The organism is Pedobacter albus (assembly GCF_036324255.1).
In the GTDB taxonomy this organism is placed as follows: domain Bacteria; phylum Bacteroidota; class Bacteroidia; order Sphingobacteriales; family Sphingobacteriaceae; genus Pedobacter; species Pedobacter albus.
Genome location: NZ_JAZDQT010000001.1, coordinates 1,337,555 through 1,356,824, shown reverse-complemented (window position 1 = coordinate 1,356,824; position 19,270 = coordinate 1,337,555). Strand labels below are relative to the sequence as shown.

Sequence of the window (19,270 nt, the reverse complement as noted above, 5' to 3'; positions counted from 1 at the left end):
TTGCAAATGTTGGGTTACAGTGGCCAGTTGGCGGTTTTCAGTTATCAGTTGGCAGTTATCAGTTTACAGTTTGCAATTATCAGTTTACAGTTCATAGTCTAACAATTTAACCATGCTAACCATGATTTGTATGGATTAGTTCTCGATTTTCAGTTCATCGCACACCAATCCACCAATTTATCAATCCGGCAATTTAACAGGGACAACAATAGCTGCCCATAAACTAATTGTAGGTGATTGAAAAAAATAATCTTAATTTTGAATTCATCAAGCTGTACAATTTTGGCCAAAATCAGAAAGAATTCGCGGAAAGTCCTCTATCGAAAATATTCGTCCAACATCAAATACATCATGATGGTGGCTTGTGTATTCATCATTACGCTTTACCTGCCCAAGCAGCCAAGGTTCAGGTACGAGTTTGAAAAAAACAAGGCCTGGCTTAACAAAGACCTCGTTTCGCCGTTTAGTTTCGCCATCCTCAAAACCAATCCACAGGTAGCCAGCGACAAGAAAGACGCGCTTAATCACGTATTGCCTATTTATAAGTATGATGATGAAGTGTTTAAGGGACAGGGAGAGGCTTTTTTAAATGAATTTGATGTCAAGTGGAAATCGAATGCCTTTCCGGAAAACGAGAAGGAAGCCGCTAAAAAAACGACTTATAACATGTTGCAGGCCGTTTACAAAAAAGGAATCATCGGTTTGTCGGCCAAGCACCAGAAAGATGGCAAGCATTACGATTTTACTTTCCTGCGCGACCATATTTCGCAAAGGGTAAACTCCCAGGATGTTTATACTACGGAGAGCGCCCTGGATTATTTCAAAAGTAATTTCCGATCGGCACGCCCAGCCATTAAAGACGCCATTTTAGACCTGATAGAAAGCCATTTGAAGCCCAACCTGGTTTTTGATGAAGCCTTGACGCTTACCGTAGAGAAAAATACGGTCAATAGTCTATCTACCACCAAAGGCATGGTTCAAAAAGGCGAACTGATTGTGGCCAAGGGCAGCATTATAGACGATGATGTGTATCAAAAGCTGTTGTCGTACAAGGAAGCTTATGAAGCGCAGACCAAAACCATTGGCGACAATCGCCTGGTTTATCTGGGGCAAGTGCTGCTGGTCGGTTTTATCATTTCCTTGCTGATGGTGTTCCTGCACTTGTTCAGGAAAGATATTTTTGCCGATAATCGTCAGCTGTCGCTTATTTTGCTGGTGATTACTTCCATGCTGCTGGCGCTTACCTGGGCCATCAAACTCAACATCAGCAGCCTGTACTATATCCCGTTTTGTATCGTACCGATCATTATTCGTATCCTGTTCGATACCCGTTTGGCGCTGAACCTGCATTTGCTGGTGATTTTGATTGCTGGTTTTTTTGTGCCTAACAGCTTCGAGTTTGTGTTTTACCAAACCACGGCGGGTATGGTAGCCATTTACAGCATTAAGAATTTGGTAAAACGGGAGCAACTGCTCATTTCGGCCTCTTTTATTTTAGGAGCCTATTTTGTATCGTTCGTGGGGATTGCCTTGCTTAGGGAAGGCTCTTTCGCACAGATAGAATGGGCCAATTTCCTGCCATTTGTGTTCAGCGTGTTGTTGTCGCTGTTGGCTTATCCATTAATTTATGCTTTTGAGCGTGTTTTTGGCATTACTTCGGACGTGGCTTTGATCGAACTGACCAATACCAACAATAAGCTGTTGCGCGAATTGGCCTTTAAGGCGCCGGGTACTTTTCAGCATTCTTTGCAGGTGGCCAACCTGGCCGAAGCTGCTATTTTTAAAATAGGTGGCAATGCTTTGCTGGTAAGGGCAGGAGCCTTGTACCATGACATTGGCAAAATGGAAAATCCGCAGTATTTTATAGAAAACCAAAATACGGCTACTAGTCCGCACGATAAGCTGCCTTACGAGCAAAGTGCGCAGATCATTATCAAACACGTGCACAAGGGCATCGAGATTACGCGCAAAAATCGTTTGCCAGAAAGCGTTATCGATTTCATCAGGACGCATCATGGCAATACCAGGGTCGATTATTTTTACCAATCGTTTTTAAAGAACTCGCCAGAGAAATTTGTTGACGAGAATATTTTCCGTTATCCGGGGCCTATTCCGTTTTCGAAGGAAACCGGTGTGCTTATGTTGGCTGATTCGGTAGAAGCGGCATCAAGAAGCCTTAAAAATCCGGATGCACAGAACATCAACGACCTGGTTGAACGCATCATTAACTACAAATTGGAACAAAATCAATTAGATGATTGCGATTTGACCTTAAAAGATTTAGAAACTATAAAGCTGATATTCAAGACAATGCTGATGAGTATCTATCATGTTCGTATAGATTATTCGCAAACTGTGTAATTTTTTTTTGCAAACATCAATGAATTGCTATATTTGCAACCTCAAAACAACGATTTTGAGAAACGGTGAGGTGCCTGAGAGGCCGAAAGGAACAGTTTGCTAAACTGTCGTACTGGTAACGGTACCGCGGGTTCGAATCCCGCCCTCACCGCCAGCAATTGAAGCCCGACTGAAAAGTTGGGCTTTTTTGTTAACGGGTGGTCATGTGACAATTTACAAGTCCACAAAAAGGGATTTGACAAGTAAAGCTAATTACTTCAAAGCCAATTGCAGACCACATCCTGCTAGCCAGTCTATGCTTAATTAGACTAGCTTATCGGATGATCTCTAAATAGAATTATTTTCAAAATTTTTCTATTCAAGTGAATTTCACGCAGAAATTCTCCAAAATACTTTTGAAAAACAGGCAAATCGGCCGTTTTTAGAATCGTGATATCCTTCCAAAACGCATGTTCATCCATCGCCGGCTATCGTTCGTCCTGCGAAAAGCACTGTTGGGCAAAAAATTTTTTTTATTGAAAAGTTCGAATTAATTTAAAGGCACTATTATCCCAATCTTATCATCTTGAATTATGAATGTTCTCTCCAAGAAAGTGAAGGCTTTTGCCACATGTCTTTTATTGTTCGGATCACTACTCCAAGTGAAAGCACAAAAGACAGCAAACAATCCCGTTAATTATCTTCGTACAGACTTAGTTGCTCCTTCGGCTACTGCCGGAACCTTGGGCAGATACGGCGATGCTTCCGTTAACCAATCCAGTGGCGCCCCCAATTTATCCATCCCAATATTTACGATTGGGGGACAAGAGTTAAGCGTGCCTATTGTATTGAGTTATAGCTATGATGGTTTTAAGCCTGTACAGCCCATTGCATGGACTGGGCTTGGCTGGAATCTACAGGCTGGTGGTGTAATTACGCGTCAGATCAAGGGGCGTGTAGACAATACAGCAAACCAAGACTATAATTTTCAGGATAGTTATGTGCAAAGCAGAATAGTAGCTAATGGAGGTTATGAAACCTCTGCAATGCAAACCTTTTTGGATAATGTGGCCGACGGATTGATCGATGGTGAACCTGACGTATACAATTTCAACTTTGGGGGTTATTCAGGACGTTTTACCTTGGTAAATGGCGTTTATAGCATATTTCCATATCAAAAGTTAAAAATAAGTGGTTCGGTAGGCAATTTTACCATCACTACAGAGGACGGAATCAAATATTATTTCAGCGATGCCGAATATACCAATCCCAAGGCAGCTAATCCTACCGGCTACAATATCCCACCCCATCAGTCGGCATGGTATCTTACTTCTATTACTAACGCTTCGAATACCGAGGCCATTCGTTTTCTCTATCAAACGGAGTCGGCTTATGCCCAACTGGGTACCAATACACAGACCTATAAAAAGGTAGAGGATTTTTCAAGTGGTGGTTCTTCTGAATTATATCCGCCCTATAATGGCTTTTCTACCTACATTACGCCGTTGAGGTTGACCAGCATTATATCGGAAAAGCAGACGGTAAATTTTTTAGGAACTTCGGCTGGTCGTGAAGATATGTCAACTGGCTCTAAAGCGCTGGGCAGTATTACTGTAACCGATAATAATTCTGGTAACATCGTCAAGAATTTTAGGCTTAAATACGGTTACTTTGGTGCAGGGGCTAGCAATTATCTGTCAAAATATCTCAAACTAAAGAGTTTGGAAGAATTGCCAATGTGGCAAGATGGAGAAGTGGTAGACACTACCAAAAAACAGGTCCATACGTTCGAATATGACAATGAGGCAGGAGGCTATCCGAATAAAGCCGAAGCTTTCGTAGACCACTTTGGCTATTATGCAGGTGGAATTTTTGGAACAATTATGATCCCTAATACTGTTTATCCGCAAGGTCCAGACAGGTCTCCAAACCCTACAACTACACAAAATGGCGCCCTCAAAAAGATTACCTACCCAACGGGAGGCAATACCGTTTTCGAATACGAAAACAATGTGGGTTATAACGGATCCAACTATGTACAGTTGCAATATACGAAAGAAGCATTAACCTATAGACCCTCAAACGATCAGACGGGTTCCTATACCTCGAACTTTGGAACAGGGGTATTTACCCTTAATAAAGATCAAACCATTGTGGTTCAAGTAACCAGACAACCGAAATCGATCTATACGGACTCCAACTCTAGAAACCTTGCAACAGATGTCAAACTGTATAAGCAATTGGCAGGAGGCGGGTTTGAGGTATATGCAACCATCATGATAAGTCATGAAAGAGATAATGTTGGTTCCCTTTACTACTACCCAGTAGAGGCAGGGACCTACGCAATCGAGGTTTCTATAGATAGTCGTGAGTTGTCTATGTATGCCTCGGTTGGCTATTCAGCAGATAGTTCTACACCTATCGAAGGGAAAACAACGGGCGGTTTGCGTATCAAACGCATCACCAATAATCCCGTCATTGGTCTGCCGACCATCAAGAGCTATCGTTATACCGATGCAAGGGGCTTTTCAAGTGGTTCGCCTATGGCTGAGGTATACGACCAAAGACCTTTCTCTGCAGTAACCGTAAGTGCATTGAACCAGGAAACCACAGTGAATTCTGTTAACTATAGCTCGTTTATTGCAGAGGGGGCTAATGGTGGGCAACCGAATTTTTACCGTTCGGTTTATGAAGATATTATTGGAGGAACGGATACATTGACTACAAGAAGCGACTATGTTTCTTTTTCGGCAGATTTTAACGGTATACAGCCTTCGAGCTTGATCCAGTACAAGCGTACACCAAGCGGATTGGTTCCGGTAAAGAAGACCGAGTATGAGTATGGTGAACAGGGAATGGGTGGGGTAGTTGGTGTCAAGGCTTATAAAGACAGAGAAGTTACCATCACTCCCGGAGGCCAGTATCCACCACCGTTTTTTCATTATACTGCAGAACTTTCCATGCTCAATTCTTATTGGTTGTACACCAAAAAGACCAAGGAGGTGAGCTATGAGGGCACCGATTCGCTGGTTACGGTAACGAACAACAGTTATGATTTGGCCGATACGAAGAACCTGATGATGACCAAAACCGTCGCCTCCAATGGCGACCAGCTCATCGGCAAGTTCAAATACCCAGAAAACTATACTTCAGGCGTAAGCGGAGCTTTCACTGCAGCGCATGTCCTGAGGCCTGCCTGGGAACAGCAGACCTGGCGCAAGACTGGGACGGATTCGGTGCTGGTGAGCGCGGGAATAACGGAATACAGCGCCTCGAACTTCAAGCCCGTCAAGCAGTATGCACTGACCGCAAAGGGAATAGCTGCGCTCAACGGCGAAGGCATGTCGGGTACCAAATACAGCAGCCTGCTGAGCGACAGCCGCTATGAGGAACGCGTGGCCTATAGCTACGATGGGGCAGGCCGTTTGCAGACACAGCAATTAACAGGGGGTGTCCCGGTTTCTTATCAATGGGGATATTTGTCCAATGTGGCTTATTCTACTTCGTTGGGCCAGAAGAACTATGTGGTGGCCGAAGTAAAGAATGCGTTGCCTACTGAGTTCTATTTTGAGAACTATGAAGACAATAGCTCTGCTACCGTAGGCAGGGGGCATTCAGGGATAAGGTATGTAAACGGAGACGTACCGGTAAGTGTGGTCATGCCTGTTGGCCGTAGCTATATCATCAGCTATTGGTATCTAGATGGCACGATATGGAAATATACCGAACAGCCTTATTCGGGTAGCGCCATGTTAACACTGGGTTCAGCGATAGACGATATTGCTATTTTCCCTAAAGATGCACAACTGAGCAGCTATGGTTATTTACCAAGCGTAGGCATCTCTACTTCAACCGATGCCAAGGGGCTGACCACGTACAGCGAGTTCGACGAGTTCAACCGGCTGAAGAACATCAGGGACCAGGACGGAAACATCGTGAAAAACTATAACTATAATTTTGCGCATTTAGATTTAGCTTATTACAACGTAGCAGTGAGTGGCAATTTTACCAAGAACAATTGTTCTTCCGGAACGGGCTCAACCGTAACTTACACCATTCCAGCCAACACCTACTCAGCATCTACACAAGCTGCTGCCGATGCATTGGCAAGTTCGGCTCTTGCTTCTGGCGGCCAGGCCTATGCCAATACCAATGGTACTTGTAGTGCAGCTTCTACAGCCCTGCATTACCAAAACTTTACTACACAGGTTACGCCAGGCGGTGCCTATTCGGCAGAGGTATCTTCCCTCACTATTAAAGACGGGAGTGGCAATATTTTATACACCTTCAGCAATTCGCAATTAAAGACAGGAGTTACGGTTCCGCAGGGTACCTATACTTTTGTGTTTGGTATTACCGGAGGCACTTGGAACCCATCTAACAATATGGGCTGGGCGGCTTGCTATGTAACCAGTAATTCTGGCGCTTATTTCAGCGGTTTTGATACAACTACTACAACCTATACCATTACGGGGGTGACTTTGGTTGGAGAGCACTCTTATGTAACCATTACGAACACTTTAATGATCGATTAACGCTTTATCTCATGAAAACAAGATATCTATTCCTCAACATACTCCTATTGGGCCCGCTGACGGTCCTTGCCCAGAGCCCCAGCGGCGACAGGAACTACACGGTGGAAACCACCGTGAAGGTGGCCGGCAAGACCGACGCGTCCATGCTCATAGGCCTGCCCGTGGGGCAGGCGAACCGGACCATACAGTACGTTGACGGTCTGGGAAGGCCCGTCCAGACCGTCCAGTGGAAGGCCAGCCCCCTGCAGAGGGACCTGGTGCAGGTGACCGAATACGATGCCCTGGGCCGTGAAACGAAGAAGTACCTGCCCTACGCCGAGCAGAGCTCGGCCAACGGGAGCTTCAAGGCGAACGCCGTGGCGAACCAGGCCGGCTTCTACGGCGCGGGTTCTGGCTGGGACGCCAATGTGGCCAAGACGGCCTATCCGTATAGCATCTCGGTGATGGAGCCCTCGCCCCTGGGCAGGGTGCTGGAGCAGGGTGCCCCGGGGGCGCCCTGGCAGCCCTACAGCGCGGGCATAGCGGGTTCGGGCCATACCGCAAGGCCCGGCTACGCCATCAATGCGGCATCCGATGCCGTAAAGCTTTGGCGGGTCAACCCCTCGGGAGCCTCCACGTCGGCGAACTACCCGGCCGGCACGCTGTACAAGAGCATCGCCAGGGACGAGAACTGGACTGGCGGGAAGGCCGGCACCGGCGAAGAGTACAAGGATACCGAGGGCCGGGTGGTGCTGAAGCGGGTATGGGAAACCGAAGGCGTTGCACTTGACACCTACTACGTCTACGACGCCTACGGCAGCCTGGCTTATGTTATTCCGCCTGCAGTAGCCGCCACAAGCTTCACAGAGGCCGATGCCGTATTCAGGAACTACGTCTATGGCTACCACTACGATGGCCGGAAAAGATTGATCGAAAAAAAGATACCCGGCAAGGGCTGGGAGCACATCGTGTACAACAAACTGGACCAGGTGGTGCTTACCCAGGACAGCGTGCAAAGGAACAGCGGCCAGTGGTCGTTCATGAAATACGACGCGCTGGGCAGGACGATCATGACCGGGATCTTGGGGAGCAACGTTGCCAGGGATTCCTGGCAGTACAGCGTGGACATCCATCCCGTGCTCTGGGAGAACAGGGAAAGCAACGGCGGCACCGACTATACCAACAACGCCATTCCGGCAGCAGGCATATCCAAATGGGGCGTGCTGAGCTACTATGACGACTATTCGGCCAGGGACATCGGGGCGAGCTATCCGCCGGCCGGCACGGCGAGCTCCCGCACGAGGGGGCTTCCTACCTGGACCAGGACCTGGTACGACGACGGCTCGGGCTCCGCTTTCGACCTTACCTACTACGACGAAGAGGGCAGGGTGCAGGAAACCGTCTCTACGAACCATATGGGGGGCACCGACCGGGTAGCGAACACGTGGAACTTTGCCGGCGAACTGACCGGCTCGGTCCGCGCCCATGCCAAGCCGGGGACTTCGGTGTCCATTGCCAATGCCTATACCTACGACCACATGGGACGCAGGGTGCTGGCGAAAGAGAACATCAACAGCCAGGGCGAGGTAACCCTGAGCGAGATGCTCTACAACGAGATCGGGCAATTGAGGGAGAAGAAGCTGGCAGGCGGCCTGCAGAGCACCAGCTATGCCTACAACGAGCGGGGCTGGCTGAAGGGCAGCACTTCGCCACAGTTCGGCATGCAATTAAAATACGAAGACGGCACCACGCCGCAGTACAACGGCAACATCTCGAACCAGCTGTGGGGCTCGGCGGGCTCTTTCCCGAATAGTTTTGTGTACGGCTACGACAAACTGAACAGGCTGGCAAGCGGGAGCAGCACGGGCATCGGCATGGGCGAAAGCCTCACGTACGATGTAATGGGCAACATCGCCACGCTGACCAGGGACGGCAGCACGGGCACCTACAGCTATACGGGCAACCGGCTGAACCAGGTATCGGGCGGGACGATGGCCACGGGCACCTACGCCTACGACGGCAACGGCAATGCGACCACGGCCACGGTCGGGCTTTCGAGGACTTCGGTAAGCCTTTCGTACAACTACCTGAACCTTCCGGCCACGGTATCGGGCGGCGGCATCGGGCTGGCCTACCTGTACGACGCCACCGGCGCCAAGCTGAGGAAGTCGAACACGGCGAGCGGCACGGTAACCGACTACGTGGACGGCATCCAGTACGTGAACAGCACGATCGACTTCATCCAGACCGAGGCGGGCACGGCCCAGAACAACGGGGGCACCTACAGCTACCGCTACCACCTGACTGACAACCTTGGAAATGTGCGCTACGTTTTCGATATTTACGGGGGAGCGGTGAGGCGTCTGCAGGAGGACGACTACTATCCGTTCGGTTTGAGGAAGCCGGCAGGCAGCCCGGTATCGTTGGACAACAAGTACCTGTACAACGGCAAGGAGCTGCAGACTGAGCTGGAACAGTACGACTACGGGGCCAGGTTCTACGACCCGATGATCGGCAGGTGGAACGTGGTGGATCCGTTGGCGGAGAAGATGAGGAGGTATTCGCCTTATAATTATACATTCAACAATCCGATAAGGTTTGTCGATCCTGATGGGATGAAGCCAAGTGATATTATTGTCTTAAATGCGCCTAAAGGTGCAACTGGAGCTTCAGGAGTTTATGCTGGACATACAGCAGTGTTGATAGGAAATGACAAAACAGGATGGAGTCTAGTTTCTAAAGAAGGAAGAGATAAAAAACCATTTTATTCAAATGAGTTTACAGGTGGGCCAGCTTTGAAGCCTTTAGACTTAAAGTTTGCGAGCAAGAACGATTTTGATAAATGGAAAAACGAAAATAAACCAGAATATACAGAGGAAGTACGATTTGCTACCGATGAAAAAACAGATAAAAAGGCTTTGTCCGCGGCAAGAGAAGAAGCCTCAAGCTGGTATCATGTCTTATCAAGCAATTGCGCTGATGTTGCTAGCGTGGCAGTTATTAATGCAGGATTAGATCCAGGATATGATACAAAGTATTCTGCGAAATCAGATATAGAATATAAAACTCTTAGCCCTTTGCCTAATAATAGATATCAAAAGATAGTCGAGAATAATAAAACTAAAATAATTGACATAAAAACATCTGAACAAACTAAGAAAGAAAATGAAAAAGAGCGTCAATAGACTAATTTTATTAATATCAGTATTTTGCCTTGCTTGTAATTTGGACGATAAATCTCATACAGTGTCTAGGGATGAGCAACAAGCCGAGAGAAATAATATACTGGTCAAAAAAATAGCAAAATTTAACTATGAACAGCTAGATAATAAAAACGACCAACTTAAGATAGACAAGCTGACAGGATGGATAGAAAGAAAACCAATTTATCTTGGAAACGAATTAAAAAAAATTGACTCTGTGAGATTTAATCTGGTTTTCAATTTAAAGTATGATGTGAAATCTTCTTTTAAAGAAGCCGATTATGGCGAGAAATTTATTTTCTTATATAACTCTGAATATATCGGCACTGATCAAGGGGGGTATGAAATTGTGTTCAAAAATAAAGAGCAAATCCCAACAACTTTATCAATAGAAGTTAGAAAAATTAAGAATGCTGTCGAATTCAAAGATTCAGAAAAAATAGGAGTTTTGAAGATTCAGTTGTGAAAATTAAAATACCAATAGCATTGGTTTCAAAGGCCATCTCCGTATGGTCTTCAACTTCTTGGCTGAGGAAATGGGGCTTCCATAACAATTTTTGAAGGAAATATTGAGAACGACAGAGCTGATATTGGGAATATGCTCAACGGAATAACTCCTGATCAATTTACAGTCGCTACAATTGGACATGGGATTGAACATGATGTAAATATAGCCGATATAAAATCTATTAAAAATAGAAAAGAAGGCAAAAAAATGCAAGAAACCCTGAAGCTACCGCAACAGAAAAGGAAGCAAAAATTATGTCCGAAATATTAAAATAGCTGAAAATGCAGGCGTCAATAAACAGGATAGAAATTTTAAATTGATATAAATCATGAAATATACAATATGTTGTACTATAATGTTTTTTAGTTACTTGTGTATTTCTTTTAAAAATTGTTCTAAGAGAGATGTTTCGAACAAAATGCAAGATGAAGTTATTCATTATGATAAAAAAAGTATTACGCCTAGGTAAGGAATGCTTGGGATGTAAAACTCTCGGGATAAATCCTTTATAAGGAAGCCCACATGCAGCCCGGTATCGTTGGACAACAAGTACCTGTACAACGGCAAGGAGCTGCAGGCTGAGCTGGAACAGTACGACTATGGCGCGCGGTTCTATGATCCGGTGATTGGCCGATGGACAACGATTGATCCATTGGCAGAAAAGTCCAGAAGGTTTAGTCCGTATGTTTATGGAAAGAATAATCCGATTACTATGATTGATCCTGATGGAATGTTTGATGTTCATATAAATGGCGTAGAGTCACAAGTAGCGACCGATGAATTACAAAAGTCTGTACAAGGACAATTGAATATATCTAGGGATGCTAAAACGGGAAACATAAGCTATACAAAGGTAGCGGGAGCAACGTTAGATGCGAATGCTACGCAATTGGTGAACGCTATTGATGATCACTCAATTGATGTGAGGGTTAACGCTGGTACCAACACAAAAGACATTGTAGGGGGGGCTTTCGGTGGCAATACAGTAACTAAAGGTGTGGATGGTAAAAATACTGTGGTTGCTAATCAAGAAGTAAACCCAGGTGTTCTTAAATCTGCTAGTGATTATTACGGCAAACCTGGTTCTGGAATGTTACATGAAGTTACTGAAGCATATCAGGGGGCAAAACTGTCGCAAGCATCAGGAATATCATCACCCGTTGGTTCGGATAAACCAGGAAACGTTTACAAGGCAGCGCATTCAGCGGCTACGCCACAGTCTGGACCGATTGTTTCAAAAGTTACGGATGCTAGCGGGAACTTTCTCAGCCCTCCTTATCCCGGTGCTAGTTGGGTAATATGGTTGGTTTCGGATGGAGTGAAGGAACCAAAAGTAATTCAGCAGTTACCTGTCCCTAAAAACTAATAGCTATGAAAAAACTTATTTTGATCTTTATAGTAAGCTTGGCATTTCTACAATGCAAGGTGTTTCATCGAACACAAAATAACGCATTCAAGGTATATAGAATTGATTCGATCCAATCGTATTACCTCATATATGCACAAAAAGGAGAACTGCGCTATAAAATAGTATCAAAGAAGGTTGATAATGAATGCAAAAGCATAAAAGTAAATGGACTTTATGCTTTTGATATTCACTCTATGTCACAAGTAAATGGAGTGTCTACAATTCCATCAGCTTCAAAATATGAAGTGTCTGGGATGGCGGTAGATAACACTACTACAATAAACGTTGAAAATGAAACCCAATGGGACCTTTTTTATGCGGATAACATTGCTGGCTTATGTTTCAAAAATAAAAAGTAAGCTGTTTAATGTGGAAAAACCAATAATAGTTGACCCCGTCTCGCCAAAAGATCAATCCCTTTTTTATGTTTGAATAACAGGTGGTTACAGACTGTTTTAAAATTGGCGTATGGGGGTCAAGGCTCATGGTTTTTCCAGCCAGGTTCTATGACCCAATCATTGCTAGATGGAATGTAGTGGATCCGTTGGCGGAGCAGATGCGAAGACATTCCCCCTATAATTATGTATTTAATAATCCAATAAGGTTTATTGATCCAGATGGAATGGGGCCGGAGTCAATCCACCTAGATAAATACGGGACTGTACTCAAAAATGTTGATGATGGAGATAAAAGTGTCCATGTACACGAAAAGGCACAGACCGAAGCAGATGTTAACAAAACTTATAGTACAAAAAACACAAGTGCAGATGGGGAAAAAATTGGTGAACTCGGTGGAAAAATAAATGTTGACAAAGTCTATGCTAATCTTCTTGAAAAAAATATGAAAGAAGCAAAAGGTATCTATAATCCATGGACCTTTAAAGAAAAGGTTAGGAACAAAGGAGACTGGGATTTAAAGAGCGATAAGGGAAGTATATTTGGACTAGGTAATGATGGAAAGACAATATTTTCATTCCAAGGAAAGTCAATGGAAGCACAAGATATTGGAAACCATCATTTTGGAGCAGTTGGAAAAGCATATGGCTTCTTTACAGAAGAGTTTATGTTGAAACAAGCAGGTGCGGCCCAAATGGCTGCAGGAACATCTTTACCAGAATGGCAAAAATATTTGACAACGACAACCAGTACACCTTATGGGACTTCGACAACAATAAAAGTAATGTTGCCACCCTATGGTGATGACCCAAGAGATCAAAGCTGGGTTTCGATATAATAAACTTAAAAAATAAATTTAAAATGAGAGCAATTATATTAATTGTGGCAATAGCTATAATAATGTTGGTTATTTATAAACTGTCGTCTTTTAGCTTGTTTGAAGAAAACAATATTAGACTAAAAGCAGTTGATGTTCCAGGTAAAAAATACAAATTGAATTTATACCATATTCCTTCCAATGCCACAAATCAAAGTTACATTCAAGTCAGATTACAGAATGAAGAAAAAGAAAGTGTGTTGAAAAGTTATGAACGATATAACTACCTAGTGTCTTGTAAAGTTGACAACAAATATCTAAGGCTCATTTTAAGGGATACAACTTTCAATAAAAAACCGGCTGATACTATATTGCTGAAATTACCTTAGCATAAAATAGTAAACCCAACAGAATGCGCGATGGAAAGAGTACATAATATAAAAATATCTTCGTCGGTCAATATAAAGCACGATATGCCTGTTGCAGGAGGACAACTATTATCCTTTTGGCTTAATGAAATCTGCGGGCAGCCCTGTATCGCTGGACAACAAGTACCTGTACAACGGCAAGGAGCTGCAGTACGAGCTGGAACAGTACGACTACGGGGCCAGGTTCTATGACCCGGTGATAGGGCGTTTCAACGTTGTTGATGCACTTTCTGAAGAAATGCGTAGCCATTTCCTTATAATTACGGTCTCAATAATCCAATGCGCTATACCAATCCCGATGGTAATGCGCCTACAGATATTATTATTAGAGGAAAAGGAAATTCTAGTGTAACAATCAAAACAGAGCTTATCGATATTGAAGTTAACGCCAGTTCTTTAGGAGTTAGTTTCGGTGGGAACTATACTTTAGATGGTACAGCAGTATTACAGGCAAGTTTAGATGTTGTAGGTATATTTGATCCTACAGGTATAGCCGATGGTGTTAACGCAAGTATTTCGGCTAAAAAAGGTGATTGGTTAGATGCAGGGATAAGTGCGTTAGGGGTTATACCATTAGCTGGTGATTTGGCAAAAGTGGGTAAAATTAAAAAAGATGTTAAGATTATTGAAGGTGCTATCGATGCTGTCAAAACAGAAGCTAAAGTAGAAAAATCAGTAGCCAAAACAGTTGAGGCTGGCAGTCAAAAGCTTTCGAAAGTTGGTGAGTTTACAAAGAAAACAGAAGTTAGACCTGAAAAAGGTCCTAGACAATCAAGAGCTGAATACACTACGTATAAGAATAAAGATGGTAAAACTGTAAAGACTTACAAAGATAGTTACGATAGAGGGAACAAATATCAAGGTCGTAAGCCTTTAAGAGGTGGCCCAGAGGGTAGGGAACAATAAAATGACAGCTATGAAACTAAGTCAATTGAGATCTTTTTTAGAGCAAAATCTGGAACTCGAAAACTTTAAAAAAAGTATTGATAAAGAAGTTACAGATTATAAAAAGCAGCTTTCAAAAAGGGGGGCTAGTTCGGAGGTTTTTTTAGTAGCTGATATTGATTTTTATCTGACTAAGGTGCATATATCAGAATTATGCAAGCAATATTTAAATGACGGTTTATCAGAATACGAACTATACTATGTCATAGATGCTTTATTATTATCTGAAAACGTATTTTTTGAAAATGAGAAGCTTTTAGAGCTTACTGAGAGAATGACAGACCCATCCGTAAACGGAACTGTAACTAAATCGGTGGTAAAAGAAGTTCTTGATTATTGCTTATCTTAAAAAAAAGCCAAAGCCGAACTTTTCAGTTGGGCTTTTTTGTTTGTTGATCTTTTTTGACTATTTCAGTTATGCTGATATTTTGTTAAATTTATAAGAACACAAAAGGCAATGGTGCCTCTGCCCAAAGAATTGTATATGTCAAATGTAAAACTAGCCATTGCTTTAGTACTTGTACTATGGGTAGCCAATGTAAATGCCCAACAAAAAGCACCTGGTTCAGACCGCAACAAACACGGTTGTATCGGATCAGCGGGCTATACTTATTCGGTAGTGCGCAATGATTGCGTACGCCTGTTCGAAGAAAAGATCCGGTTAAAGGAAAAAACGCCCAAAGGAAGCTATACAAGCGATGCAGTGGTTATATTCGACAAGAGCAGACAGCGCGCAGAAATCTTTCTGCCCGGAAGCAATGGTTCCAGCATTCTGAAAAAGACCAAAGTAAAAGGAACAACGGTATGGAAAGCTGGGGCATTAGTGCTTGCCACCCAAGGCAATGGCTACACGTTGAAGAAATCGGGCAAGCTGATTTATGTGATGTAGGGAAGTACGTAATTGTTCGGAAGCCAATTAAGCGCCGACTAAACCGAAGAAAATTCCTTTAAGAGATACTTATTACATGGCTGTTAGCCATAATTAATCAAATAAAACCAACGAGTTTAACTTATAGAAAGGAAAGCTGGCCTGAAACCTGGCTTGCTGGTGTTTATTCTTCCCGATGAAGCTGATTAATTGGTTCCGTTGCTGACGCATAGGAGCAAAGGGCCACACTCGGAAAATTCATGAATTTGAGCTTAGTCAATTCGGCTTTTGGGTCGTATGCCTCAAAACCCTTTTTAAAGAGTTCCTTTAGGTTTGGGTCGTTTTCGGCTGAACTTGAAAGCGTTTTAATTAATGCGGTTTCTTTTTGGTCTTCGGGTATGAGTTCTATTCGGACGATAGTTTTGGATACGAATTGGTAGTGGTACTTCATTAGGGCTGATTGAATGCCCTAAAGTAATCATATTTTCGCTTTTTTATACTCCAAAGCTTGTTTTCTTTGTCTATTGTTGCCTATTAAAAAAACCGAAGACTAAGCATCGGGATGTGTTTCTTGGCGAACATCAGGTTAACGGAAAGCTTATTGGATTTAGGCTAAGCATGAATTTCGCCAAGCCTTACCTGTTCGGTAGTTGCTTGGTGTGGTGCCGGTAGCCGTACGAAAATGGCGGTTGAAAGTGGCGCGCGAATTAAAGCCGCATTCCTGTCCTATCAAATCGATAGCCATATCGGTTTCTTGAAGCATCCTGCAAGCCATCTTTACCCGATACCCATTTACAAAGCCATAAAAATCTGTTTTCATTTGCATGCTAAGGGTTTGCGTTACATGATGTATAGGCGCTTGAACGGCTTTGGCCAAGCCTTTCAATGAAAGTTCCGCATCGATGTATATCCCTTTGTCGGCCACTAGTAGCAGGCGTTTGGCAATTTCTTCCATATCTTTTGCCGTTAAGGGCGACTTGTGATATTGTTTTTGTTCGGCCTCTGTTGACTCTTTTACAGACAATTGTTTGGTAAAATACCTAAAAAGTGCCAAAGCCATGGAAAGGCATACCAGCCAGTTGACAATGAGCGTGCTTTCGGGTACAAAAAAACCTTCCGGATTTTTAGAATCATGCCTATAGGCTATGCCTGCAATATTGGCCATTACCGCTATGGGCAATTGTGTAATAAGCAGCAGCAAAAAACCAGCATGGTTTCCACCGGTATGCCTTTTAGACATTACCTTGGCAATTACCGCCATCAAGTAACCAATAGATAATACCGTTGAACATACCATAAGCCAAACCGTAGCGGCATGCTCTGCAAGAAACGATTCTTTAAAAATACTTAACTTAAGAGAGAGGATAATCAATAGGATGGGGATGGCCAGGTGTAGACAAACCTTGCTGTTTTTAGGATATTCGCCGATTACAGCTAAACTAAACAGGTAGGCAAAAGGTCCGGCTAGTACTAGAAAGGGAAGAAAAGGCAACCTGAAAGTATCGGCACCAAAAAGACCGAAAAGATTACTGGCGCAAACAAAAGCCACCAACAATGCCATATTGGCCCAAAGACCAAACTTGCCCATAGGTTTTGAGCGACAGACTTTAAAAGCCAATAGCATATTAGCCGAAAGGATAGAAAAAAGCGCAGTCGAAAATACAATATTCATCACAGGGCATGGCTCCTGCAAAGAGAGTTTGCAGATGCTTTTGCAAACCTGCAGAGAATAAGCCCGCATTGCAACGGTTGCACTATCCAGATTCGTTAAAACGGATAATGTTTAGGCGTGTAAAGGACTAATCGGCGATGAATTTGAGGTGTTGCTCAGCTTTTGTCGATTACGTTTTGCTGTTAGGAAGCTTCTTGGGTAACGAGCTGTATGCGTTTTCCCTTGTCGTCTTTGTCCAGGTTTTCGATGAATACCGAAGGCGAAATTCCGGTGATTGCCTTAAATATTGCGCCAAATTTGCTGTGCGACGAGAAGCCGTATTTTTGGGCAAGATAGGCAATCTTGTACTTGCGTACCATCGGATTTGTACGGAGGTCGTTTAAGGCGTAATCGATCCTTAAGCCGTTGATATAATTGTTGAAATCCTTTTCCTGGTATTTGTTAATGATATAGGAAACATAACGCGTGTTCGAATTCAGTTCGCTGGCCAAGCCTGATAAGGAGATATCGCCTTGTAGAAAAAAGTGCTTTTCTTCCAATTTGTTAAGTCCTTCGCGAAGTCGGTCTTCTGATTCTTTAGACATAAGCTCACTAGGCTCTGCTTTTGGTAAAAGGCTGTGGGCCGGTTCTTTGTCGGCTTGCTGGAGTGCTTCCATTTTTTTGATGAGTTGCTCGTACTTGAAGCGGTTCTCTTTTTCTTTCCTGTTTTTGAACAGCCACATTACAATCAATAAAACCAGCAATATGGCCGAAGCGCCGGCCAGCAAGAAGGTAAGGCGATTGTTTCCGTTTTCTTTTTCCTTCAGTTCGGCAAGCAGCTGGTTCGAAATCTTTTTGGTAGCCAGGGTACGCTCGTCGGAGAGATTTGAATAGGTATTTTGGTAAGCAAGGGCCGTTTTGGCATCGCCCATGATGGTGTAATAGCTGGCCATGCTTTTGCTGAGGGCGATTTTGGCATTGGAGTTATTAGAACGGTGGGCATAGCTTTCGGCCAGCTTATAATTGCTCAATGCCTCCTGATATCTTTTCTCGGCCACATCAACATCGCCCAGGCCACAATAAATAAAAGCTTTTAGCTCGCTTTCGGTGCTGCCCAAGCGGGTAATGGCACTAAGCAGGCTTTCTTTGGCCATGGCATAATTTTTTAGGTTGAGGTAGCAAAGACCCGAAAGCTGGTCGTTGGTGGCCAAAAATACGTCCTTTGAGGCTTGGTCTTGCACTTCGAGAAAACCTTTTTCTGCCAGCGCAAGCTGTTGCAGGCCCATTTTGTAATCGTGGTCTTCTTCGATGGCGTAATAGGCTTTTTCTTGAAGGATAAGCGCTTGCGAAATGTTGGTGGCTGGCGATTTTTGGAGTTTTAAATTGGTGGTTTCGGCAATTTCGAGATACTTGCGTGCCTGTTCGGTGAGGTTTACATCCCGGTAAAGAGTGGAAAGAAATCCGGCAATCCGTACCTTAAAAGCATTGCCTTTTTCATCGTCGGGCGCCAATTTCTCGGCATCGGCCGCGCAGACCAAGGCCTTGGCAAAATTGCCCGAACGCTGGTGCAAGGTGGCCAATAGCATCAGGCATTTCATCTTGTGATAATCGTCTGGTGCAACTAAAAGTAGCGAATCAGACATCTTCAAGGCTTTTTTTAGATCCTTGGATGCGATTTCAGTGGCTATTTTGGTATAGGTTTCGTTGAATTGCTTATCCTTGGTTTCCTGCGGATTGTTGGCTGTCGAAACAAGGCACTGCGCCAAAAGCAACAGTAAAAGTGCGTATTTGATAGGGAGATGCGGTTTCATTGACGAAATGAGTCAAAAAGATGGAACAATCCACCAATATAGGAATGCTTTTTGGAATGGCCAATAAAATTTATCTTCCTGTCAACAGTTCGAAACTACCCGCTATAAGCTGTTTCGTTGTGCGTCTTGCACTTTGAGGGCTTCGCTTTTGGGATGCTTGACGATCGAGGCGTCTACCGAAAGGTGAAAAATGGCCTGCAACAGCAGAATGAACAATCCGATGTAGATATAATGCTTATTGCTTAAGGTGTTGGCAACAACTGTTTGACTTTGAGTTTTCATGTCGATTGATTTGTTGCTACAAAGTTGTTCAAATCAGGCTGCTCAAATTTTGACGGCAATCACTTCTGGCTGTGATTGTGCACAGGATTGGGTTGGCTG

16 protein-coding genes, 1 tRNA gene and 2 pseudogenes are annotated in these 19,270 nt (G+C 43.9%); 15 read left to right on the top strand and 4 right to left on the bottom strand.

The features are described 5' to 3' along the window. The first annotated feature begins 282 nt into the window (after positions 1–282). The 15 genes and pseudogenes from VRU48_RS05720 to VRU48_RS05655 all read left to right on the top strand — a co-directional run bounded on the left by VRU48_RS05720 (position 283) and on the right by VRU48_RS05655 (position 15,448). Positions 283–2,361, top strand: coding sequence for an HD family phosphohydrolase (locus VRU48_RS05720; RefSeq protein WP_431311612.1), 2,079 nt, complete (start codon positions 283–285; stop codon positions 2,359–2,361). A gap of 64 nt (positions 2,362–2,425) precedes the next feature. Continuing rightward, positions 2,426–2,515: transfer RNA gene (locus VRU48_RS05715), tRNA-Ser, on the top strand. A 418-nt stretch (positions 2,516–2,933) separates the two neighbouring features. Next, positions 2,934–6,875 carry a DUF5977 domain-containing protein gene (locus VRU48_RS05710; protein ID WP_330106962.1) on the top strand — a complete coding sequence of 1,314 codons (3,942 nt, stop codon included), beginning with the start codon at positions 2,934–2,936 and terminating at the stop codon, positions 6,873–6,875. An 11-nt stretch (positions 6,876–6,886) separates the two neighbouring features. Then, the gene (locus VRU48_RS05705; protein WP_330106961.1) at positions 6,887–10,039 is read left to right on the top strand and encodes a DUF6443 domain-containing protein; all 3,153 of its coding nucleotides are present in this window, start codon (positions 6,887–6,889) and stop codon (positions 10,037–10,039) included. Continuing rightward, positions 10,020–10,523: a hypothetical protein gene (locus VRU48_RS05700; RefSeq protein ID WP_330106960.1), complete on the top strand. Its 504-nt coding sequence runs from the start codon at positions 10,020–10,022 to the stop codon at positions 10,521–10,523. Before VRU48_RS05705 ends, VRU48_RS05700 begins: the two co-directional genes overlap by 20 nt. Before the next feature lie 132 nt (positions 10,524–10,655). Continuing rightward, positions 10,656–10,835: a hypothetical protein gene (locus tag VRU48_RS05695; protein ID WP_330106959.1), complete on the top strand. Its 180-nt coding sequence runs from the start codon at positions 10,656–10,658 to the stop codon at positions 10,833–10,835. Positions 10,836–11,106: 271 nt separating this feature from the next. After that, positions 11,107–11,298, top strand: a pseudogene (locus VRU48_RS19630) (RHS repeat-associated core domain-containing protein); the annotation flags it as partial. A 638-nt stretch (positions 11,299–11,936) separates the two neighbouring features. Then, a complete protein-coding gene (locus VRU48_RS05685) occupies positions 11,937–12,332 on the top strand; it encodes a hypothetical protein (protein ID WP_330106957.1) in 396 nt (131 codons plus the stop codon). A gap of 131 nt (positions 12,333–12,463) precedes the next feature. Beyond that, a pseudogene (locus VRU48_RS19625) lies at positions 12,464–12,604 on the top strand (RHS repeat domain-containing protein); the annotation flags it as partial. Then, the gene (locus tag VRU48_RS05680) at positions 12,596–13,207 is read left to right on the top strand and encodes a polymorphic toxin type 44 domain-containing protein (RefSeq protein ID WP_431311631.1); all 612 of its coding nucleotides are present in this window, start codon (positions 12,596–12,598) and stop codon (positions 13,205–13,207) included. The pseudogene VRU48_RS19625 and the gene VRU48_RS05680, both read left to right, overlap by 9 nt. A 23-nt stretch (positions 13,208–13,230) precedes the next feature. After that, complete coding sequence (locus tag VRU48_RS05675; protein WP_330106955.1) at positions 13,231–13,575, top strand: DUF5412 family protein; 345 nt, start codon at positions 13,231–13,233, stop codon at positions 13,573–13,575. Positions 13,576–13,699: 124 nt separating this feature from the next. Next, positions 13,700–13,966: an RHS repeat domain-containing protein gene (locus VRU48_RS05670; protein ID WP_330106954.1), complete on the top strand. Its 267-nt coding sequence runs from the start codon at positions 13,700–13,702 to the stop codon at positions 13,964–13,966. Next, positions 13,894–14,520, top strand: a complete 627-nt coding sequence (locus VRU48_RS05665; protein WP_330106953.1) for a hypothetical protein — start codon at positions 13,894–13,896, stop codon at positions 14,518–14,520. The genes VRU48_RS05670 and VRU48_RS05665 overlap by 73 nt, the downstream gene beginning before the upstream one ends. A 10-nt stretch (positions 14,521–14,530) precedes the next feature. After that, entirely contained in the window at positions 14,531–14,908 is a 378-nt protein-coding gene (locus VRU48_RS05660) for a hypothetical protein (RefSeq protein ID WP_330106952.1), read from the top strand. A 135-nt stretch (positions 14,909–15,043) separates the two neighbouring features. Next, positions 15,044–15,448, top strand: coding sequence for a hypothetical protein (locus VRU48_RS05655; protein ID WP_330106951.1), 405 nt, complete (start codon positions 15,044–15,046; stop codon positions 15,446–15,448). Between the two features lie 163 nt (positions 15,449–15,611). Here VRU48_RS05655 and VRU48_RS05650 read toward each other — a convergent pair whose 3' ends face one another. The 4 genes from VRU48_RS05650 to VRU48_RS05635 form a co-directional block, all read right to left on the bottom strand. Then, positions 15,612–15,878: a hypothetical protein gene (locus tag VRU48_RS05650; RefSeq protein ID WP_330106950.1), complete on the bottom strand. Its 267-nt coding sequence runs from the start codon at positions 15,876–15,878 to the stop codon at positions 15,612–15,614. Between the two features lie 156 nt (positions 15,879–16,034). Further along, the gene (locus VRU48_RS05645) at positions 16,035–17,015 is read right to left on the bottom strand and encodes a helix-turn-helix domain-containing protein (protein WP_330106949.1); all 981 of its coding nucleotides are present in this window, start codon (positions 17,013–17,015) and stop codon (positions 16,035–16,037) included. A gap of 266 nt (positions 17,016–17,281) precedes the next feature. Beyond that, positions 17,282–18,889 (bottom strand): helix-turn-helix domain-containing protein, encoded by a 1,608-nt coding sequence (locus VRU48_RS05640; RefSeq protein WP_330106948.1) that lies wholly within the window; start codon positions 18,887–18,889, stop codon positions 17,282–17,284. A 102-nt stretch (positions 18,890–18,991) separates the two neighbouring features. After that, positions 18,992–19,171: a hypothetical protein gene (locus VRU48_RS05635; protein WP_330106947.1), complete on the bottom strand. Its 180-nt coding sequence runs from the start codon at positions 19,169–19,171 to the stop codon at positions 18,992–18,994. Positions 19,172–19,270 lie beyond the last annotated feature (99 nt).